The organism is Venenivibrio stagnispumantis (assembly GCF_900182795.1).
In the GTDB taxonomy this organism is placed as follows: domain Bacteria; phylum Aquificota; class Aquificia; order Aquificales; family Hydrogenothermaceae; genus Venenivibrio; species Venenivibrio stagnispumantis.
Map to the genome: position 1 here is coordinate 114,511 of NZ_FXTX01000001.1, position 21,506 is coordinate 136,016.

Annotated in this window: 24 protein-coding genes; 14 read left to right on the forward strand and 10 right to left on the reverse strand. The window is 28.1% G+C overall.

The genetic code is table 11. The features are described from left to right. Position 1: 1 nt before the first annotated feature. From QOR43_RS00535 to QOR43_RS00550, 4 genes are all read left to right on the forward strand, one after another. Positions 2-220 (forward strand): DUF1858 domain-containing protein, encoded by a 219-nt coding sequence (locus QOR43_RS00535; protein ID WP_265133558.1) that lies wholly within the window; start codon positions 2-4, stop codon positions 218-220. Beyond that, positions 198-2,576: an ATP-dependent DNA helicase RecG gene (gene recG, locus QOR43_RS00540; RefSeq protein ID WP_265133559.1), complete on the forward strand. Its 2,379-nt coding sequence runs from the start codon at positions 198-200 to the stop codon at positions 2,574-2,576. The genes QOR43_RS00535 and recG overlap by 23 nt, the downstream gene beginning before the upstream one ends. Before the next feature lie 93 nt (positions 2,577-2,669). Then, the gene (locus QOR43_RS00545) at positions 2,670-2,909 is read left to right on the forward strand and encodes an AbrB/MazE/SpoVT family DNA-binding domain-containing protein (RefSeq protein ID WP_265133560.1); all 240 of its coding nucleotides are present in this window, start codon (positions 2,670-2,672) and stop codon (positions 2,907-2,909) included. Then, complete coding sequence (locus QOR43_RS00550) at positions 2,903-3,145, forward strand: type II toxin-antitoxin system PemK/MazF family toxin (protein ID WP_265133561.1); 243 nt, start codon at positions 2,903-2,905, stop codon at positions 3,143-3,145. The genes QOR43_RS00545 and QOR43_RS00550 overlap by 7 nt, the downstream gene beginning before the upstream one ends. Positions 3,146-3,302: 157 nt before the next feature. Here QOR43_RS00550 and QOR43_RS00555 read toward each other — a convergent pair whose 3' ends face one another. The 4 genes from QOR43_RS00555 to trpS form a co-directional block, all read right to left on the reverse strand. Further along, the gene (locus QOR43_RS00555; protein ID WP_265133562.1) at positions 3,303-5,255 is read right to left on the reverse strand and encodes a DUF505 domain-containing protein; all 1,953 of its coding nucleotides are present in this window, start codon (positions 5,253-5,255) and stop codon (positions 3,303-3,305) included. 148 nt (positions 5,256-5,403) lie between these two features. Next, positions 5,404-6,093 (reverse strand): uroporphyrinogen-III synthase, encoded by a 690-nt coding sequence (locus QOR43_RS00560; protein WP_265133563.1) that lies wholly within the window; start codon positions 6,091-6,093, stop codon positions 5,404-5,406. After that, on the reverse strand, positions 6,090-7,622 hold the full coding sequence (locus QOR43_RS00565) for an ion transporter (protein WP_265133564.1): 1,533 nt from the start codon (positions 7,620-7,622) through the stop codon (positions 6,090-6,092). Before QOR43_RS00565 ends, QOR43_RS00560 begins: the two co-directional genes overlap by 4 nt. Further along, positions 7,610-8,785 (reverse strand): tryptophan--tRNA ligase, encoded by a 1,176-nt coding sequence (gene trpS, locus QOR43_RS00570; protein ID WP_265133565.1) that lies wholly within the window; start codon positions 8,783-8,785, stop codon positions 7,610-7,612. The genes QOR43_RS00565 and trpS overlap by 13 nt, the downstream gene beginning before the upstream one ends. A gap of 61 nt (positions 8,786-8,846) precedes the next feature. On the opposite strand from trpS, the gene bcp reads away from it, so the two are divergent. The 9 genes from bcp (at position 8,847) to coaBC (ending at position 14,043) form a co-directional block, all read left to right on the forward strand. Beyond that, positions 8,847-9,326, forward strand: a complete 480-nt coding sequence (gene bcp / locus QOR43_RS00575) for a thioredoxin-dependent thiol peroxidase (RefSeq protein WP_265133566.1) — start codon at positions 8,847-8,849, stop codon at positions 9,324-9,326. A 4-nt stretch (positions 9,327-9,330) separates the two neighbouring features. Further along, positions 9,331-10,119, forward strand: coding sequence for a dihydroorotate dehydrogenase electron transfer subunit (locus QOR43_RS00580; RefSeq protein WP_265133567.1), 789 nt, complete (start codon positions 9,331-9,333; stop codon positions 10,117-10,119). Between the two features lie 10 nt (positions 10,120-10,129). After that, positions 10,130-10,615, forward strand: a complete 486-nt coding sequence (locus QOR43_RS00585; protein ID WP_265133569.1) for a 6-pyruvoyl trahydropterin synthase family protein — start codon at positions 10,130-10,132, stop codon at positions 10,613-10,615. Next, a complete protein-coding gene (locus tag QOR43_RS00590; RefSeq protein WP_265133570.1) occupies positions 10,608-10,733 on the forward strand; it encodes a hypothetical protein in 126 nt (41 codons plus the stop codon). The genes QOR43_RS00585 and QOR43_RS00590 overlap by 8 nt, the downstream gene beginning before the upstream one ends. Beyond that, positions 10,711-11,235, forward strand: coding sequence for a gamma carbonic anhydrase family protein (locus QOR43_RS00595; protein ID WP_265133571.1), 525 nt, complete (start codon positions 10,711-10,713; stop codon positions 11,233-11,235). Before QOR43_RS00590 ends, QOR43_RS00595 begins: the two co-directional genes overlap by 23 nt. Further along, positions 11,228-11,389 carry a hypothetical protein gene (locus tag QOR43_RS00600; RefSeq protein WP_265133572.1) on the forward strand — a complete coding sequence of 54 codons (162 nt, stop codon included), beginning with the start codon at positions 11,228-11,230 and terminating at the stop codon, positions 11,387-11,389. Before QOR43_RS00595 ends, QOR43_RS00600 begins: the two co-directional genes overlap by 8 nt. After that, positions 11,376-11,675, forward strand: coding sequence for an HU family DNA-binding protein (locus tag QOR43_RS00605; RefSeq protein WP_265133573.1), 300 nt, complete (start codon positions 11,376-11,378; stop codon positions 11,673-11,675). The genes QOR43_RS00600 and QOR43_RS00605 overlap by 14 nt, the downstream gene beginning before the upstream one ends. A 165-nt stretch (positions 11,676-11,840) precedes the next feature. After that, positions 11,841-12,863, forward strand: a complete 1,023-nt coding sequence (amrS, locus tag QOR43_RS00610) for an AmmeMemoRadiSam system radical SAM enzyme (RefSeq protein ID WP_265133574.1) — start codon at positions 11,841-11,843, stop codon at positions 12,861-12,863. Position 12,864: 1 nt separating this feature from the next. Then, positions 12,865-14,043, forward strand: a complete 1,179-nt coding sequence (coaBC, locus tag QOR43_RS00615) for a bifunctional phosphopantothenoylcysteine decarboxylase/phosphopantothenate--cysteine ligase CoaBC (protein ID WP_265133575.1) — start codon at positions 12,865-12,867, stop codon at positions 14,041-14,043. On the opposite strand, the gene QOR43_RS00620 is transcribed toward coaBC, so the two are convergent. Genes QOR43_RS00620 through QOR43_RS00645 form a run of 6 tightly spaced genes read right to left on the reverse strand, consistent with a single transcriptional unit; the run spans position 14,018 to position 20,742 of the window. After that, positions 14,018-15,244 carry a type II secretion system F family protein gene (locus QOR43_RS00620; protein ID WP_265133576.1) on the reverse strand — a complete coding sequence of 409 codons (1,227 nt, stop codon included), beginning with the start codon at positions 15,242-15,244 and terminating at the stop codon, positions 14,018-14,020. The genes coaBC and QOR43_RS00620 overlap by 26 nt on opposite strands. A gap of 19 nt (positions 15,245-15,263) precedes the next feature. Next, entirely contained in the window at positions 15,264-16,934 is a 1,671-nt protein-coding gene (locus QOR43_RS00625; RefSeq protein ID WP_283571395.1) for a GspE/PulE family protein, read from the reverse strand. Positions 16,935-16,939: 5 nt separating this feature from the next. Continuing rightward, the gene (locus QOR43_RS00630) at positions 16,940-18,457 is read right to left on the reverse strand and encodes a secretin and TonB N-terminal domain-containing protein (RefSeq protein ID WP_265133578.1); all 1,518 of its coding nucleotides are present in this window, start codon (positions 18,455-18,457) and stop codon (positions 16,940-16,942) included. Then, positions 18,436-18,972: a hypothetical protein gene (locus QOR43_RS00635; RefSeq protein ID WP_265133579.1), complete on the reverse strand. Its 537-nt coding sequence runs from the start codon at positions 18,970-18,972 to the stop codon at positions 18,436-18,438. The genes QOR43_RS00630 and QOR43_RS00635 overlap by 22 nt, the downstream gene beginning before the upstream one ends. Beyond that, entirely contained in the window at positions 18,972-19,451 is a 480-nt protein-coding gene (locus QOR43_RS00640) for a hypothetical protein (RefSeq protein ID WP_265133580.1), read from the reverse strand. Before QOR43_RS00640 ends, QOR43_RS00635 begins: the two co-directional genes overlap by 1 nt. Then, positions 19,432-20,742, reverse strand: a complete 1,311-nt coding sequence (locus QOR43_RS00645; RefSeq protein WP_265133581.1) for a hypothetical protein — start codon at positions 20,740-20,742, stop codon at positions 19,432-19,434. The genes QOR43_RS00640 and QOR43_RS00645 overlap by 20 nt, the downstream gene beginning before the upstream one ends. Positions 20,743-20,816: 74 nt before the next feature. Here QOR43_RS00645 and QOR43_RS00650 point away from each other — a divergent pair, with 74 nt between their 5' ends. After that, positions 20,817-21,488 carry a prepilin-type N-terminal cleavage/methylation domain-containing protein gene (locus QOR43_RS00650; RefSeq protein ID WP_265133582.1) on the forward strand — a complete coding sequence of 224 codons (672 nt, stop codon included), beginning with the start codon at positions 20,817-20,819 and terminating at the stop codon, positions 21,486-21,488. The last annotated feature ends 18 nt before the right edge of the window (positions 21,489-21,506 follow it).

Consider the following 21,506-nt stretch of genomic DNA (forward strand, 5'->3'; position numbering starts at 1 on the left):
AATGAATATTGATTTAGATACAACAATTGGAGCTGTTTTGAGAAAATATCCTTTTACGAGAAAATTTTTTGAATCAAAAAATATGTATTGTAATATATGCCAATGTAAAACCCACGAAAGATTGCAAATTGCTGCAATAAATTACGGACATGACCCTGTCCAATTTGTAGAAGAGCTAAAAGAGTTTATAAACCAACATGGAAAATCTTCAGAAAGCTAAGCAAATAATAGAAAAAACTTTATCTTATGATGATATTTTACTTTCAAGGGTAAAAGGTCTATCAAATACATTAAATGATTTGATTTATGGAGTTTTGCCAAAAGATTTATATGAAGATTTGCAATATATTGATGGTTTATCTCCGGCAAAAAAAAGAGCCATTTTAAAAATGGTAAATGATTACATAGATTTAATCTTAAATAAAAAAACTCTAAAACAGCAAGAAAAAAAAGATATAAAAAAACTGCCGATAGAAAGATTTAGACAGATAACAGAATTTAAAGAGTTAAAACCAATTGAAAAAAGAGCATTAAAAAAAGTTGGAATAAAAAATGCAGAAGATGCTTTTTTCTATATTCCAAAAAGATATGAAGATAGAAGATTAAAAGATATTCAAAAAGTAAAAGATGGAGAAACCGGAACATTTGAATGTAAAGTAATAGAAACAAAAAAGATAAACAAAGGAAAAATAAAGGTTGAGGTAGTTGTAGAACAAAAAGGAAATAGATTTTCTTTATATTTTTTCCATGATAAACCATTTTTATTTACTTTTTTCAGAAAAGATAAAGTAGTAAAAATTTTCGGAAAAGTTAAGGTTTATGGCAAAGAAAAATCTATACTTCAACCGGAGCTTTTAAATGAAGATTTTGAAGGAATATTTGGGGTATATTCTTTAAGAGGAGATAGCAATATAAAAATAACTTCCCAAACTTTAAATCATCTAAGAAGAGCTTTAATAAAAATTTCACAAAAATATGCTGATTACTATCCTGATATTTTACCATCTTATATATTAGAAAAATATGGTTTTCCGGATATTTCAGAAAGTATAAAAAATATACATAAACCACCTGAAAATGAAAATATAGATAAACTAAATGATTTTGAAACAGATTATCAGAAAAGGTTAATTTTTCAAGAATTATTTATACTTCAACTTGCACAAAAATATAAAAAATACCATATCCAAAAAGAGCCTTCTTATAAAATAAAGATAGATTTGGATTTATTGGAAGAGGCTATAAAATCTTTACCATTTGAGCTAACAAATGCCCAAAAGAGAGTATTAAAAGAAATTCTTGATGATTTATCAAGAGATTTTCCTATGAATAGATTGGTGCAGGGAGATGTTGGAAGCGGAAAAACCGTTATTGCTGCTTTATCTGCATTGATGGTAGCAAAAAATGGTTATCAAGTAGCTGTAATGGCACCTACAGAAATTCTTGCAAATCAGCATTATAAAAATTTTGTAAATTTTTTACAGAAATTTAATTTAAATATAAAATTACTTACAGGAAGCTTATCTCAAAAAGAAAAAAAAGAGATATATCAAGATATAAAAGATGGAAAGGTTGATATTGTTATAGGAACCCATGCATTAATAGAAGATGATGTAGAATTTAAAAATCTTGCATTTGTAATAATAGATGAACAACATAGATTTGGTGTAGAACAAAGAAAAAGACTAACAGATAAAAGCCATAAATATCCACATACAATGGTTATGACTGCTACCCCTATACCAAGGACAATGGCTCTTGCATATTTTGGAGACCTTGATAAATCAATAATAGATGAACTTCCAAAAGGAAGAAAACCGGTAAAAACAGCAATATTATTTGAAAGTGAAAGAAATTATCTTTATAAAAAAGTAAGGGAAGAGATAGAAAAAGGAAGACAGGTATTTGTAATATATCCACTTATAGAAGAATCAGAAAAATCAGATTTAAAATCTGCAATGGAAGGATATAAACATTGGAAAGAGGCTTTTCCTGATAAAGAAGCTTTTTTACTTCACGGAAAGATGAAACAGGAAGAAAAAGATAGGATAATGAGAGCTTTCTTGGCAAAAGAAGCCCATATTCTTGTATCCACAACAGTAATAGAGGTAGGAGTAGATGTTCCAAATGCTTCTGTAATGGTTATTGAAGAAGCTCACAGATTTGGATTATCTCAAATTCACCAGCTAAGAGGTAGGGTAGGGAGAGGTCAGTATGAGGGATTTTGTTTTTTAATGGTTCCTGATGAATTTAAAAATGCTACTGAACCATCAAGATTAAAAACCTTAGAAAGATTAAAGATATTAGTTAGAACTAATGATGGATTTAAAATAGCAGAAGAAGATTTAAGATTAAGAGGTGCAGGTGATATAGCCGGCACAGCCCAATCCGGTAAAAATATAGATTTTTCAATAGTTGATTTAGAAAGACCTATTGATTTAATCTTAATGGAAGATGCCATAAAAGAAGCAGAAAATCTAATAAAACAAGACCCTGAATTAACAAACTTCCCACTTCTAAAACAATATATGCTTGAAAAATATAAAGATAAATTAGATATTGTAAATATTGCATAGTATAGCATTTCTAAATTTCCGAATTAGCGTTTGAAAATAAAAAATTTATATATATACTTATATATACAAATTTCAAATTTAGGAGTTTAGTATATGATTACAATTAATAAATGGGGAAATTCACAAGGAATAAGAATACCTAAGAATTATCTAAAAAAATTAGGTTTAGATATAGGAGATGAAGTTGAAATTAGGATTGAAGATGAAAAACTGATAATTGTTCCGGTAAAGAAAAAAAGAAAATCTAAATTAGACATAAACAAATTATTTAAGGAAAAATATGAAGAAAATGAAGAATACAACTGGGGACAAGTAGGAAAAGAGATATGGTAGATTATATTCCGGAAAAAGGTGATATAATCTACCTTAACTTTGATCCTTCATTAAGGCATGAGCAAAAAGGAAACAGATACGCTATTGTAGTAAGCCATTACGTTTTTAATAAAAATACCGGAATGTGTTATGCAGTTCCTATTACCTCAAAATGTCAGGTAGTTTTCAAAGGGAAACTTCCCAAAAATCAGTTAGAAAAAATCCTTGATATAATTGAAACTATAATTTTTTCTTAAATTCATTTCAAAAACAAAAAAACATATTGTACAGAATATAAAATTTAATTGTTATTGTTTTTTCAGTAACAACTAAACTTTAATTTTGATTTTTGCCATTTTCTGATAACCATAAATACTTACTTTTATTAAGTAGGGGCATAAAGCCCCCTTATTTTTATTTATTTAAAAGTTCATAAGCTTCAAGTATTTCAAGAGCAGATTCATGGAGTGAAGTTCTTCCAATGAATCCTGCAAGTCTTGCAACGGCAATTTCCTTCTCAAATGTTTCTTTATCAAAACCTGAAAGTCTTATTGCTTCTTCCCAGTTTTTAGGAAGAGTTCTAACTCTTTTCTCTTTTACATAAAGATTTCCTACCTGTTTAATAGCTTCAAGTATTTTAACTATTGCAGGGTTGATTGGATTTGCTATACCTTCCGGAACTCCAGAAAGAGCTTTTTTAATTAATTTCCCTGCTTCTGTTAAAATAATTCCATCATTTGGCAATATATCAAGTATATATCTTGCTTCTAATTTATTTACTGCATACTGAACTTCTTCTTTTAATGTTTCATCAAACTCATTAAAAAGCTCATCTAAAAACATTCCATATTCAGGTATTTTGTGAAGAACCATAAGCTCAAATCTTGAAACATGAGGAATTCTTTTAATGTTATAAGCAAGGTCTTTATAAAGCTGTCCTGATTTTGTAGGATATCCTTCACCTACAAGATGTTTATTTACTGCCTGCTGATACCACTCATAATTTGGAGCACCAAACTCTGTTTCAGATATGCTAATAGCCTTAACAGCAGTAGAGGTAATTTCTCTAACTCCTTTTTCTTTAATATCTTTTAAAACTTGCTCTCCGTAAGGAGTAAATTTATAAACTGTTTTTCCTGTTTTTTCATCAATTTCTGATTTTATAAGATTAAATGCTTCCAATGAATATAAAGATTCTTTTACGGTATCAAAAAGTTTTTCATACCATTCATTTCCTTTTTCCCAGAAATGTTTAAATAGGTCTTCAATTGTGAAAAGCTCAGCCCATTTTTTCTTAAGCTCTTCTTTCTTTTGATAGCCCATAGATTGATTTATCATTCTGCCATACCATTCTTTTAAATGTTTATAATCTTTTAAAGGTTTTTCCATTAAATAGTGGACTATTTCTTTATCTGTTGGAACTATTTCAGAATTTTCTTTATTTTTTTGCCATATTTTTTCTATTCCAAGGAGTAATTCTTCATCTAAAGTTTCAAGGTTAAATGTTTTTATAGGTTTATAATCTCCTTCTTTCCATAGCTTATAAACTTCAACTAAATGCTCTCCGGCAGGTAAAATATTGCCTTCATTATCTATAAAAGCAAGTTCTTCCAATACTTCTTTTTCTTGGTCTGTTAAACTATCCATTCCTCTATCTAAAAGCTTTATAAGTGCATACATATAATCTTCATTTATTACAGTATCTAATGCAGGTACCATAGTTTGAACTGTTTTTTGAACGGCAACTCCAAGTCCGGATAAGTTATAAACATCAGAATTTGGAACAGAAAAAGATATTAATCTCATAGATTCCATTATTTCTACATTTCTACCGTGAACCGGTAAAAATTTAGTTTCTGCAGGACCAGGAGCCATTGATGAGATATATTCAGCTAATTCTTTAGAAATTTCAAGTCTTGGTTTTGCATTTTTATAAATTTCATAAATAGATTTTCCATATTCATTTAGCTCTTTAAACCAGCCTTTTTTCTCTTCGTGAACTTCTTGAGCAAATCCTCTTTCTTTTAATGCATTAAACACTTTATTGCCTGTTAGATTTCCACTTTTTACAGATGCTTCTATCATTGCAATAACTTCAGAACCTATCCATCTAAATCTTTCATCCCATTGGGAAGGGTGGCTGATTAAACCTTTTTGTATCATTTCTTCTAATAAATAAACAAGATTTCTTCCCCAGTATGTTAATACAAATTCAACCGGACTGTTCCCTTGCTCAAGTAAGTTTTGAAGTTCAAGCTCAACATAGGGGTCGCTTTCTGCTTTTACTGCTATTTGGCAGGCAAGACCTTTCTCTTCCTGAGATTTTACATTTAAAAGGGCAAGTGCATGTTCTTTTTTGATTAACATTTTACATCCTCCAAAATTTTAGTTTTTTATTGTAAAATAATATAAAGTATTTTACTAAAATTATCAAATTATTTTATACTTTATAAAAATATTATAAATTTAATTTATAAAATCTTACTAAGATTCTTACACCAATCTTAATATTCCGTTAAATCATTTTCTTTATAACTTCTTCTATTGTATATTTTTCCGGTATTATATCTGCTTTTAAGCCTTTTTTGTTTAAAGCTTTTTCTGTGGTTTTGCCGATTACGGCTATTTTAACTTTTTTTAATAAATCAATTGATTCATTTTCAAATGTATAAAAAAATCCATCAATTGTGGATGGGCTTGTGAATAAAATATAATCTATTTTTGAATTTAAAATCATATCTTTTATTTGATTGGCATTTTCCGGTTTATTTAAAGATGTTTGATATACCGGTATTAATTTTATATTTTTTATATTTTCTGTAAGGGTATTTATGCCTTCTAAAGCTCTTATTAATGCAATTTTTTTATCTTCAAGATAGTTATTTTTTATATATTCTAAAATACCTTCTGCACTAAATAAATCCGGTATTATTATATCTTTATATCCAAGCTCTTTTAACTTTTCTGCTGTTTTAGAACCAACGGCTATTATCATTTTGTTTTTTATGATAGGCATTTTTTTATGAAAAAATTTAACTGCATTAGCACTTGTAAATATATAAATATCAAAATCTTCATTTATTGAAAAATCCGCAGGTGTTATCTTTATAGTAGGAAAAGGAATAGGATTTAAACCATTTTTTAAAAATAAATCCTTTATCTCTTCAAACTGCTCTTTTGCCCTTGTTATAATTATATTTTTCACTCAGTTTCAACTCCTTGAATTAAAAATATATAATCATTTTTTTCAAGGATAAAATCATCTTGCGGATTTAATATTATTTTCTTTTTTCTTTCTACTGCTATAGGTAGATAATTTTTTGTTCTTACATAATCCAAAAGCTCTTTGAATTTTTCAAAACTGCCTATTTCTGATAATTTTATTTTCTTTATTCCAAGTTCTTGGTCTATCAATGTTTTTATTAAAGTTGTGGCCCCAGGATTTAATAATGTTGCAAACATCATTTTTCCTATTATCTGACCATGAATAAGAATATCTTTTGTTGTCAATCTATTTTTAAAGATTTCTGCATTCTCATCAAGTAAAACTTCTACATATAATCTTGCAGTAGGATTTATATCTTTTACCAACATTGCAGTAAGGGCAGTTCTTGCATCTATACTTCTATCTGATAGATTTTCCACTTTTTCAGCGATAATAACCACATCGGAAGCTTTATCTATGGCAACATCCATTAATATATTTTCATTTACAAAATCTCCTTTTTTATAAAGGATAAAACCTGATAAATCAATATCAAGCTGGGATTTATCATAATTTGTTATCAATACTACCGTTTTTTCCCTATCTATTTTAGATTGTTGTATAAGCTCTAATATCTCCTCTGATGTTTCGTTATAACCACATATCACTATATGATTTTTTAAATCTCTCATCTTTACTACTCCTTCTTTAAGCATTAATAATCTTTGGACAAATGTAGCAGAAAATGTAGCAGTTAATCCAGATACAAATATAACAACAGATATAGATAAAAAAGAAGCTATAAATCTTCCTTCGACTGTTTGAGGAACAATATCTCCGTATCCTACGGTCATTGAAGTTATTATAGCCCAGTATATTGCATCTGCAAAAGATGAAAAATCTTTATTTCCTGCATCATACTCAAAAATATATGCAAAGATAGCAGATACAAATATTAACAAAAATATTAAGCTAAATATAAAAAATATTAAAAATCCACCTTCTTTTATTGCAAGAAATAAACTTTTAAATACAGAAGAATATCTGAATAGCTTTAATATTCTTATGGCAAGTAATAATCTAAAAGCACGAAGTGGTCTTAGTATCGGTAAAATTGCTAATAAATCTATAATAGATGAAGGTTTTATCATCCATAATATTTTCGGCATTATTGCTTTCTTAAAAGCTAATAAATATACGCTTATATTATGCCTTTTATGATTTTTTAGTTCTTCCTGAAAATCTGTAAGAAAATCAGAAATAACCCACCATCTTAAAATATACTCTATTAAAAAGAAAAATAAAGCAAAATCTTCATAAATATCCAAATATCTATCCAAATCCGGTGGCAATCTTTCTATATGGGAAAAAAACGTTTTTGTAATAACAGATAAAGAAGAAGTTATAACTATAATTATAGCAAATACATCATATATATGTTTATAAGGGCTATTTTCATTTTCTAAAATGTTATACAAATAAAGCTTTAAAATATGTAAATATCTTTTGTTTCTACTTAATCTATCCATAGATTCATAGCATTCCTGATTTGATGCATATTTTCAGAAGCTTCTTTTTTTGCTTTATTATTTCCTTCTTTAAATATATCTATCAAATCTTCTTTATTTTTTTCATAAAAAGCCCTTTTTTCTCTGATTGGTTCTAAGAATTTATTTAAATTTTTTGCAAGGATTTTTTTGCAATCTATACATCCTATTTGGGCATTTCTACAAGATGTATCTATCTCTTTTACTATATCTTCATCGGTAAATAATTTATGATAAGAAAATACATTACATATATCCGGATTTCCTTTATCGGTTTTTCTTATTCTGCTTGGGTCTGTTTTCATTGATAAAACTTTTTTATTAAGTTCTTCTTCTGTATCTGCAAGATAAATTGCATTATTGTAAGATTTTGACATTTTTCTTCCATCTATACCGAGCAGTTTTGATTGTGGTGTAAGTAAAGCTTTCGGCTCGGGAAATACTTCTTTATAAAATCTATTAAATCTTCTTGCTATCTCTCTTGTTATCTCTATATGAGGAAGTTGGTCTTCTCCAACCGGCACAGCTTCTGCCTTATAAATTAGAATATCTGCTGCCATCAATACTGGATAACCAAAAAATCCAAAAGTATCTATCTCTTTTCCTATTTCACCTTCTGCTAAATTATTTACAATCTCTTTTGCAACTTTTTCATTTGAGATTTTTTTTAGCTCTTCTTCCATTAATCCAAAATCTACATCTTTTTTATGATAAAACGCTTTATAAACAATTTCTCTTAGTTGTTCTTCCTGTATTTTTATATTTTTTCCATATAAAAAATCCCTGATATATTGGAAAAATAAATTAAATTTTAAATCTTTGTAAGAAGGATTTAGTTCAAGCCAGCTTTTTGGTGTAATCATTCCAAGTAATAATGCAAGTTCAGAATGCTCTTTTATTGCAGATTGGATAAAAACTGTCGCTTTTTGTGGGTCAATTCCACAGGATAACCAATCTATCATCATCTGAAATATATTTTCTTTTAAATCAGAAGTATCTTTATATTTATTGGTTAATGCATGCCAATCTGCTATAAAAAACATACATTCATTATTTTCTTGTAAAATTAGCCAATTTTTAATAACACCTAAATAATGTCCAAGATGAAGCTTGCCGGTAGGTCTCATTCCACTAACTATTTTCATCCTTTCTTAACCTCTATTTTGTTATATAATTATTATAAACTAATTTTTGAGGTAGTTAATCATGCTAAATGAAGGAGATAAAGTTCCAAATTTTTGCCTTGATGGTATAGATGAAAAAGGAGATGAAAAAAGATTTTGTCTTGAAGATTTATTAAAAAATGGCAAGGATATAATACTGTATTTTTATCCAAAAGATGATACCCCCGGATGTACCACAGAAGCCTGTGATTTTAGGGATAATTTTAATATTTTATCTGATAAGGTTTTAGTTGTAGGAGTTAGTCCGGATAGTATAGAAAGCCATAAAAAATTTAAGGAAAAATATAATTTAAATTTTATACTTTTATCTGACAAAGATAAAGAAGTGATGAAGATGTTTGGGGCTTACGGAAAGAAAAAGATGTATGGAAAAGAAACAGAAGGAGTTATTCGCTCTACATTTTTAATATCCAAAGATGGAACAATAAAAAAAGCATGGAGAAATGTAAAAGCAAAAGGACATGTAGCCCAGATTATCAAATATCTTGAAAATGAGAAATAAGATAATGGCAAAAAAATTTGAAATTCAAGGCAGGATTTTAGAAAATAGATATATATCCGGTAAAACTTGGTTATTAAGGGTAGAAGTTCCAGAAGAAGTTATAAAAAACACAAAACCGGCTTCTTTTGCAATGATTAAACCAACACCGAACAACTATTTTGACCCATTACTTAGAAGGGCTTTTGCAATAGCAGATATAGAAAATAAAAGTATTTTATTATTTTATGATATCCACGGAAAAGGTACTTCCTTTTTAACATCAAGAAAAGAAAATGAAGAAATATCAATATTAGCACCACTTGGAAATAACTTTTTTCCGGAAAATTATGATAACTATATAATAGTCGGTGGTGGAATAGGATTTGCCGGATTATCATTATTAATGAAAGAATTAAGAAAAAAAGGCAAAAATTTTATATCTTTATACGGAGCAAGAACAAAAGAAGAGCTTTCTATGATGGAATGGATTAATAAAAATAGTTTTGATGTTAAATATTATACAGATGATGGAAGTTTTGGAAAAAAGGGATTTGTTACACAGGATTTGAAAGAGATTGCAGAAGGGATGGAAAATGTAGCCTTTGCAGTATGCGGACCAACTCCTATGATGAAAGCAGTATCTAAGATAGCAAAAGAGTTAAATATTCCTTGTTATCTATCCCTTGAAAGTAGAATGGCTTGCGGTATAGGAATATGCATAGGTTGCGTTATAAAAGATAAAGAAAATGACACATACATAAGGGTTTGCTACGAAGGACCCGTTTTTGAAGCAAATAAAATAGAGCTATTATAAGAGGTTAAAAATGAAATATGAAATAACTAAAATATTTAGATTTGAAGCAGGACATAGGGTCTGGAAGCAAGATTTATCAAGAGGTAAAGGAGCAAAATTATCAGGTGAAAAAATACCTGAAAATAAATGTATAAACCTTCACGGACATAGTTATGTTTTAGAAGTTACTGTTGGTTCAGATAGTTTGAATGAGCAAGAAATGGTTGTAGATTTTTACCATATAAAATCGGCTCTAAAATCTCTTATAGATGATGTTTTTGACCATTCATTTATAATAGATAGAAATGACCCTATTTTTCCGGAATTTCAAAAATTATTTGGATGTTATAAACTTACGGTAGTTGATTTTTGTCCTACTGCCGAAGCCCTTGCAAAATATTTTTATGATTATCTCACCCAAAAGCTAAAAGAAGCTAATCTGGAAGAAGATATAAAAGTTGTATCTGTCACCCTTTGGGAAACTGCCACCGGAAAAGCTACATACAGAGGTGAGTAAGATAATAGAAATTATAGCAGTTGCATCAATTATGGGATTTGCAACCGGTTTATATTTTTTCATAGGATATAACTTTTTAAAAAAGAGGAAGAAAAATGCCAATAATAAAAGGTTATAAAGGAAAATACCCGAAAATAGACCAGACAGCTTTTATAGCAGAAAATGCAGTAATCATAGGAGATGTGGAAATAGGTAAAGATGCAAGTATTTGGTATAATGTGGTTATAAGAGGAGATGTTAATTATATTAGGATAGGAGATAGAACAAATATTCAAGATGGAACGATTATACATGTTACCCATGATACACATCCTACAATCATAGGAAATGAAGTAACAGTGGGACATAATGTTATGCTACATGGATGCGTAATTGAGGATAGGGTTTTAATAGGTATGTCTGCTACCGTGATGGATGGAGTAATTGTTGGAAAAGAATCTATTGTCGCAGCCGGTGCATTAGTCCCACCAAATAAAAAGATAGAGCCCCATTCTTTATGGGCAGGAGTTCCGGCAAAATTTGTAAGAAATTTAACAGAAGAAGAGATAAAGCATCTTGAAAAATCTTATCAAAATTATATAAAATATAAAAACATCTATTTGGAGAATAAAGATGAATGAAAACACCGAATTAATATTAGCAATAGTGATTTTTGGGATTGCTGCTTTATTGATTGTAGGGCTTATGGTTTATTGGAGTAAGAATAATGTTGTTGTTGATGAAAGAGATAAAAAATATTATGAAAAAAAGGAGAATTTAGATGACAAGAGCTGATATAGTTGAAGCTATCCATAAAAGTGGAAAAGTAGATTTATCAAAAAGACAGATTTCCCAGTTAGTAAATGCCACTTTTGATATAATTTCTGAGTATCTTTCAGAGCCAGAAGAAAATAAAAAAGTTATGATTTCCGGTTTCGGAGCATTTATTATTAAAAAAAGAAAATCTAAAATAGGAAGAAATCCTAAAACAAAAGAAGAAAAAGTTATTCCGGAAAGATATGGATTATCTTTTAAAGCCGGTAAAAATCTCAAAGAAGCATTGAAAAAAGGTAAGAAGTAAGATAGTTTGATAGTTAGTGGTTAGTGATAGTGGATTAAAGAGAGGTTGTTCTTTAAAAGCTTCATTTTTAATGTTTATTTATATTATTATCAATGAATTGTTGATTTTTTTCTATTTTTGCACAATTTTTATACATACATTAAAAATAAATAGGTTATTATAAAAGTGGAAGCATTAGCTTGGTTATCAGAAAAAAGAAAAGAAAATAAAATACTTTGTAAAGCATGTTCTCAAAGATGTGTATTAGATATTAATGAGTATGGAAAATGTGGTGTAAGAGTAAATAAAGATGGGAATTTATATTTAACAGTTTATGGAACGGCAGCTGCATATAATATAGACCCTGTTGAAAAAAAGCCTCTATTTCATTTTTTACCGGGAACAGAAATATTTTCAGTTGGAACAGTTGGATGCAATCTCAGTTGTAAATTTTGCCAAAACTGGGAAATTTCACAATATCCAAAGGAGCATAATTATAAAGTATTTGGAATAGAATTAATGCCTGAAACTATTGTAAATATAGCAAAAACAAAAAATATTCCTTCTATTGCATTTACTTATAATGAACCGGTGATACTTTTTGAATATGCTTATGATACATTTAAATTAGCAAAGGAAAATGGTATAAAAACTGTTTTTGTAAGTAGTGGATATGAAACAAAAGAAGCATTGGATATTATTGCTCCTTATTTAGATGCTTCAAATATAGATTTAAAAGCCTTTACAGATAGATTTTATAGGGAAATATGTGGGGCAAGATTGAAACCTGTATTGGAAGCTATAGAGTATGCTTATAAAAAAGGAATATGGATAGAAATAACTACTTTGATTATTCCGGAAGAGAATGATTCAAAAGAAGAGTTAAGAGATATAGCTAAATTTATAGCATCAATAGATAAAAATATTCCTTGGCATATATCAAGATTCTTCCCGATGTATAAAATGCTTGATAAACCACCAACACCTATAGAAAAACTGAAAGAAGCTTATGAAATAGGTAAAGAAGAAGGATTAAATTATGTTTATGTAGGAAACATTATTGATGAAGATAGAGAATCAACTTATTGTCCAAATTGTAAATTTAAAGTGATAGATAGAACCGGTTATGTTGGACAGTATGTAAAAAATCATCTTGTAGATGGAAAATGCCCTAAATGTAATACCGAAATAAAAGGAGTTTGGAAATAAAGTGTTATTAAACGGAAAAAATATATTAGTAGGAGTATCTGGCTCTATAGCTTCTTATAAAGCTTGTGAGTTGGTCAGGTATCTTCAAAAGAAAGGTGCAAATATAAAAGTAATAATGACTCCTTCTGCAAAAGAATTTGTCGGAGAATTAACATTTAGAGCTTTAACCGGTGAAGAGGTTTTATCCGATTGGAAAGATGGAAAAACCGGATTAGAACATATCAGTTATGCAAAGTGGGCTGATAGTTTCGTTATAGCCCCTGCTTCTGCAAACACAATAGCCAAAATAAGATACGGATTAACTGATAATTTTTTAACATCTACCGCTTTGGCTTATGACAAAAATCTTGTAATAGCACCGGCTATGAATACAAAAATGTATCAAAATAAAGCAACGGAAGAAAATATTATAGTTTTAAAAGAAAGGGGACATCTATTTGTAGAACCGGCAGAAGGATTACTTGCCTGCAAAGAAGAAGGAATAGGAAAACTTGCAGATATAGAAGATATTGAAACGGTAATATTATATAGCATAATGCCAAAACCATTAAAAGGAAAAAAAGTATTAATAACTGCCGGAGCAACAAGAGAATTTTTTGACCCAATTAGATATATTTCTAATGCTTCTTCCGGACAGATGGGCTACTCTCTTGCAAGAATGGCATATATACTCGGAGCAGATGAAGTTTTACTTATTTCTGCACCTACAAATCTAAAAAAACCTTATGGAGTGAATTTAATTAATGTTATATCTGCATTGGAGATGTATAATAAAGTTATGGAAAATATAAATAATTTTGATATAATCATAATGAATGCAGCGGTAGCCGATTTTAGACCAGCTATTAAATCAAATCAAAAATTAAAAAAAGATAAAGAAAGCACTACATTAAATTTAGAGCCAAATCCGGATATATTAAAAGAAACAGGCAAATTAAAAAAAGAAAATCAAATATTGATAGGTTTTGCAGCAGAAAGTGAAAATATATTACAAAATTCGATAGATAAATTAAAAAGAAAAAATCTTGATTTTATAGTGGCAAATGATTTATCCAACTTTTCACGAGATTTTTATGAAGGTATATTAATATCAAAAGATGGAAAAAAAATAGAGATAAAAGAAAACTCAAAAGAAGAAGCAGCTTATAGAATTTTTAACCTTTTCCTACAACAGATATAAGATTATAAATAGGTCCCAATAGACCAAGTATTATTATTAACATAAAAATACCCATCATACTGATTAAAATAGGCTCTATCATTTTTGCTATATTTTGTGATATATAATTTACTTTCCCATAGTAATAATCAGAAATATAATTTAGCTGTTCTTCTAATTGTCCTGTATTTTCACCGATGTATATCATTCTTATAATCATGGGAGAAAACATCTGTTGTTTTTGAAATGCATTTGATATGCTCTCTCCGTTATAAATGTCTTCAGAAGCATCTTTTATAGCTTTTTTAAAGATTGCATTATTTAGGGATTCGCCTAAAATATTTAAAGATTGGGTGATATTTACTCCTGATTTTATCATAAGTCTTAAATATTCAGCTATAAATGCAAAATTAAAATATGTTATTATAATTCCAAAAATCGGAAGTTTTAATAAAATTTTATCGGTTATATATTTTATTTTCTCATTTCTCTTTCTGCCGATTTTTAGGAAAATAAAACTGAAAAATAAAAAAGCTATTATATCTAATATATATTTTTGAGTTTTTTCAGAAAGCCAGATTAAAAATAAAGTAGTAACCGGAAGTTCTATATTAAAATTTTTAAAAGCTTCTGTCAATTTAGGTAAAACATAAACAAGCCAGAAAATCATCGCAGAAGACATAGCAACAAATGTAAAAGTAGGATAAATTAAAGCCTGTTTTGTTTTAGCTTTTATATCCTCAATTCTTTTTAAATATTCTGCACCATCTTTTAAAACCTTTTCAAGATTACCTGTTTCTTCACCTATTCTTATAAGGGTAATAATAACATTTCCAAAGATATTTTCATAAACTTTAAAAGCTTCGGATAAAGCTGTTCCGCTCAATACTCTGCTATGTATATCTAATAGAATATCTTTAAAAGCCGGATTTTCATTTGTTTCTGCCAAATCCATTATTCCGCTTCCCACAGGCATACCAGATTTTACAACAAGATGAAGATTTTCCAAAAACTCAATTATTTCCTGTTTTTTGATTTTTTTCTTTTTAAAAGGATTAAAATTTATCAAATATTCAATAAAAACAGGAACCGGTTTAATATCTATTATCTCAAGATTTTGAGCTTTTAATATAAGCTCTATTTCAGTTTCATCGTTTACTTTCACCATCTTTTTTATAATATTTCCTTCTGTATCTACAGCCTCTACTATATATATTTTCATATTTGCCTCATTAAATTTTTTAACCTGTAACCCTTATAATTTCTTGAGGTGTAGTTATCCCTTTCAGAACTTTTAATAATCCTACTTCTCTTATGGTTTTCATTCCTTTTTGTATTGCTTTATTTTGTATATCATAAATTGTATCTTCTTTTTCTATCATTTCTGCTAAATCTCTATCAATTTCAAGAATTTCGGCAACAACAATTCTTCCGGAATAACCCGTATTTCTACAATGCTCGCATCCTTTACCTTCATAGTATATAACTCTTTCCACATTACCTATAATACGGCTTACTTCATCTTCATTAAATCCTAAGGTTATTAAATCATTTTTTGTTATTTCTTTTCTTTCTTTACAAAAATTACATACTTTTCTTGCCAATCTTTGAGATATAATTATATTTAATGCAGAAGCAATCATATAAGGTTTAATTTTCATATCAAGTAATCTTGGAATGGTCATGACGGCACTGTTTGTATGTATTGTGGATAGAACTAAATGTCCTGTAATAGCTGCCCTTATTGCCATTTCTGCAGTTTCTTCATCTCTCATCTCCCCAAGAAGAATAACATCCGGATCCTGTCTTAAAAAAGCTCTTAATGCTTTTGAAAATGTATAACCGGCTTTTTCATTTACTTCTGTTTGCTTGATAAATGGGAATTTGTATTCAATTGGGTCTTCTACGGTGATAATATTTCTTTTTAAAGCATTAATTTTTCTTAAAGAAGAATATAATGTTGTTGTTTTACCTGAGCCTGTTGGTCCGGTAAGCAAAAATATACCTTGGGGTTTTTCAAGATTTCTTTCTATTATCCTAACTTGCCATTCTTCCAAACCTAAATTTCTTAAATTAAATAGGGAGAGATTCTTAGATAATATTCTAAGTACTGCATTCTCACCGAATTCGGTAGGAACAGTAGATACCCTTAAATCAATGTATTCATCTAAAAATTTATGGCTAAAAGAACCATCTTGAGGAAGCCTTTGTTCTGCTATATCTAATCCTGCAAGTATTTTTATTCTTGATATTACACCTTGATGTATATTAGAAGGTAAAGTAAAATAATGTTGTAATACACCATCTATTCTGTAAAATACATGTGTGGCTAAATTTTCCGGTACTATATGTATATCAGAAGCTTTGTTTATTATCCCTGCATTTATTATATTATCTACCAAGTTAGGTAAAGCTATATTTATTTGTCCGGCTTTAATTTGATTTAATAATTTTTTAAATTCATCTTCTATAGGATTTTCCAATAAGAAATAATATAACTGTATATTCTTTAAAAGCATATCTCTATCTGCAACATAAATTTGAAGTTCAAGATTTGTTCTTCTTTTTATTAAATCAAAAGCTATTAAATTAAACGGGTCTGCTACAGCTAAAACAAGTTTATTATCTTTAATATCAATTGGCAAAATTTCAAATTGTAAAGCAATATCTTTTGGAACTAACTTTAAAACTTCTTTAGGAGGAGTAACATCCAAAAGATTAATAAATTCTTTTTTTGTTTGTAATGCTAAAGCCTGTGATACTTCTGCAGATGATACAAAAGATAACTCTTTTAGTATTTCACCAAAAAGTTTATTCGGAACTACCTCTTTAACCTTTAATGCTATGGCTATTTGTTCGTCGTTTATATAACCGAATTCTTTTAATAATTCACCTATTGGCTTTTTTTCCATCATTATTACTCTGATTTTTTATTTATAATTGTAGGTTTTAAGAAAATTATAAGCTCTTTTCTTGTCTTTGAAACAGATTTTTGTTTAAATAAATTTCCAAATCCAGGGACATCTCCTAACACAGGCACTTTGTTTTCCGTATCATTGTTTTCTTTGGATATTAATCCTCCTATAATAACTATATCTCCATCCTTTACTTTAATTACAGTTCCGGTTTCTTTTACAGCTATAATAGGAGCCTCTGCTACCACTTGACCATTTTCTGTTAATTGTTTTGTTCCCTGTATATTAGTAGCAACAGGAACAACATTTAATGTGATTTCTCCATCATCATCTATGTATGGTGTAACTCCGAGCATAATACCGCTTAATATATTTGTTCTTGTATATGTTACTGTAGTAATCGGTTGGGTTGTTGCTGTACCACCTACTGCATTCAGCTCCTTCTCCCAGAAAGGAATTATGGTTCCGGAGGATATGAGAGCAGATTGTCCATTTATAACTCTTATTCTTGGGTTTGATAATGTTTCAACTTTTCCTACCTGAGCTAAGGCAGTTAAAAGAGCATTAAAGTCAGAAGAAACAACATTTATAGAAGCATTTGAATTTGGAAGGGAAAGTGTTTGTGATACTACAACCTGTGCTCCTGTACCGAGAAAATTTTTAGTTAAAACTGACCAATCTATACCAAAAGCATAAGAATCAGATAAAGATACTTCTACTATTTTTGCTTCTATCTGAACTTGTTTTTCTATCTCTTTTTTCAAACTTTCCAAAAATTTTTCAATAAGTTCTATTCTATCTCTTCTGTCTTCTACTATCAATATACCTGAAAATTTATTTAATGTATATTTACCTTTTTCAGATAGGATAGATGATAGATTATCTTCTATCTGTTTGTATAAATCATTTACATCTTCCTCTGCTTTATAGTTAATAGAAAATTTTCCTTTTAAATTGGTTGTTCCTGTTCCACTTCCTGTTCCACCGCCAGTTCCTCCACCGGATCCTCCTGTTCCACCTAAAACATCACCACCTAAATCTGAGCTATAATTTGATATGGATTTTACATAAGGTATTTTGAATGTTTTTGTCATTGTTGATTTTATGTAAATTAAATTATTTTTTTGTTCATAGCTTAGATTTGCTATTTTTAATATTGTTTCAAGAGCATCTTCAAAGGTTACATTTTTAAAATTTGCAGTAATCTTAATATTAGGGTCTATATCGGGAGCTAATATAACATTTATATTTGTATCTTTTGTAAGTGCATATAAAATGGTTTTTAAAGGAGCATCTTCTAATGATAATGTATATAATTTTTTCTTGGGCAGAACAGGCTTTTCTGCTTTTTTTTGTTCTTCAAGTTTCTCTTCCAATTTTTTATTTTTTTCTTTTGTTTCTTTTAACTCCGTTAGTATATTCAATAACATTATTTTATTTTCAAGAACATCTTCTTCTTTCCCATATGCTATATACGAAACTAATAAGATAACAAGGATTAATCTATTAAATTTAACCATTTGGTTTCTCCGTTTTGTTCTATTAATACTCTATCTTTCATTATTTTAATAACTTTAAAATCCATATATTTATCTCCTTCCTTCATAATTTTTCCATTAATTATTACAAATTTACTATCTTCAGCTATATATATAGCTTCCAATTTTTTTTCTACAAAACCGGTATTTGGTTTTTTCAAATCAGTTAAAGGCGGTAAATTTATTTCTTTTTGCTCAGCAGGTTTAATATCTACCATTTTTATAAATCTTTCGTAATTAAATGATATTTCTTTAAAGGGCTTTATATTTATTATGGTTTCATATTTAGTTATATCTAAGTTAGAAGAAGGTATCAATCTATCTTTAATTAAATCATATATTTTATTTGAAGAAAAATAAAAAATTCCCACTATTATAAATCCGGATATTAATTTTATATAATCATTTTTTTCCAGATTTAAGCTATCCAATATATTCTCTAAATAATTTTTCTCGATTAAAGAGTAATATCTTTTTTTGTTTAATTTCAATTTCACTACTTATAAACCTCTTCAATTTTAATCTCTGTTGACAGACTACTTTCTTTTTCGGAATTTTTAATATTAAGTTTATTGATAAAGATATATTTTTGATTAATTGCTTTGAAAAATTGATTTATATCTTCTTTACTTTTAAATTTATAATCCTGTATTGTTAAGGTTGCCGATAATATTTTGTCTTTATCTTTTATATTACCATTGATTTTAGCATTGTATTTGTTTTGAAAGAAATCTACTTTTTCTAATAAATCTCTCATTGCTATATCCTTAGTTTTGTATAATATTTTTGTTTCAAAAATCTCTTTTTTCTTATCTATTTCCCTTATTTTTCTTTCTGTATCTTCTAAATATTGATACCTATTTTCAAGCTCAGAATTTATGTTTTCTGTTATATTGTATGTTAATAATCCAAATCCTACAAATATGAAGATTAAATAATAAAGGATAAGATTTATATTACTTTTTAATTTTAACATTTAAATTTACCTCTTTATTTTCTAAGTTTTCGGATATTTGAATATCCAGATTTTTATTGTTTTGTTTAAAGTTCTCAATTTCTTGTTTGAAATTATAAAACTCTGTTAATTTGTTAAATTTAAGTTTTTTTGTTAAAGATATTTCTGACTTTTCCATATCTATATTAATCTCATCATATCCGTATTTTTTTATAAGTTCTTCTAAAAGAAAAACTTTATTTATTTTTTCTATCTGTTTTTCATATTTTTCCTCAATCTGGCTTAATTTATAAATATAATCAAAATTAATATTTTTTGATTTTTCTTCTACAATATTTAATTTTAATTTAATACTTCTTTCTTTCTCCTGAATATTGAAATATAAATCTAAAATCTTTTGAATCTGTAAGAAATCTATATATATAAGTGGTAATAAAATTGATATACCAACTACAGATAGTTTCCTTAATAGATTTAAAAAATTTCTTTCTTTCTTTATGTTTTCCGGTAGAAAATTATAATCTTTTGATAAATAGAGAGTTCCTATATTTAAAGTTAAATCATTAAAATCTTCATAAGAAATATTTTCAATAAATCTCGGTGGATATATGATGCAAAATGGAGTTTTAAAAGTATTAAAAAAATTTTCAAAAATCATACCTTCATTAAAATGTCTACTGCTAAATATAATGTTTTTAGGTTTTTCTATATTATTTGATACATAGAGATAAGTTAATGATATATTTTCATAAATTACAACTTCTGACAGATTATCTAATTTGGTAATTCTTAAAAACTTGATATTTTTACCTTTTGACAGCAAAGCTATGAAATAATTTTCATAAATATAAAAATGTAATACAACTTCTTCACCGTATATAAAATAAGAAAAAGGTAATAAAGAAAAAGCAAAAATTGAAACGAAATTTATTTTACCAATTGGTAAATCTTTTAATTTATTCCTAATAAAATTTTCATCTAAGGCAAAAACGGAATAAATACTCTCTTTTTCTTTATCTTCTATTTTAGAAAATTTAATGGTATATTTAATAGTAGGATTTAATTGCTCTTTTAATTTATTTTTGATTAATACAGGTATTACTTTTTTATTTTTTACTTTCGGGATAGATACAACATCATTTATAATATCATCATTTATAAAACTCACATAAATATTATGATGAATCTTCTTTATATCTTCTCCTGATAAATTATCTTTTTTTATAAATCTAAATTTATCTCCTTTTTTATTAACAAAAACTGCCAAAAAGCTTCCATCTATCTTTTCGGTTAATGCTAAAATTTTTTTCATAAAAAACCTCTTGACTTTTTTCTTTATGATATCATATTTAATTATAAACCATAAATTTTGAAGGAGGTTGTGTAATGAAACAACAAAAGGGTTTCACACTCATTGAACTGGCAATTGTACTGGCTATCATCGGTATCATTCTCGGTGCTATTTTAAAAGGGCAGGAGCTCATCAACAATGCCAAAGCAAAAAGGTTGCTTAATGATGTAAAAGGATGGGCTACACTGGAGTATACATTCTATGACAGATACGGACGATTTGCAGGAGATGGAGACGGTGATGGATTAATAGATGCCGGAGCATTTGCTACAAGTCAAGCTAATTTCGGAGCAAATTATATCCCACCAACATCTGCATTATTAACCCCTACTACTGCATATCAGAACAGTGATTTTGATGCTCCTGTCGCTACACTTGAGGCTGCACAGTTATTACCTGCAGCTCAAAATGCACCTCAAAGAAGAACAAATGTAACGAATGCATTTAACGGTATAACTTATCCTGCAAGTGTATATATTGATAATGTTGGAACATTTAATGTTATTGCGGTAAAAAATATTCCTTGTTTTGCTGCTAAAGTGATAGATTCAAATATTGATGGCTCTATTGGTGCAAATGTGGGATATGTAAGGGAAATTGATAATACAGGAGCATTAACAGGTAATAATACTTGGAGCTGTGATGCTAATAATAATGAACAACAATTAGTAAGTTTAGTATACTTCTTTGATAAAAGACCTAACTAATATGTAAGAGCCGGCCTT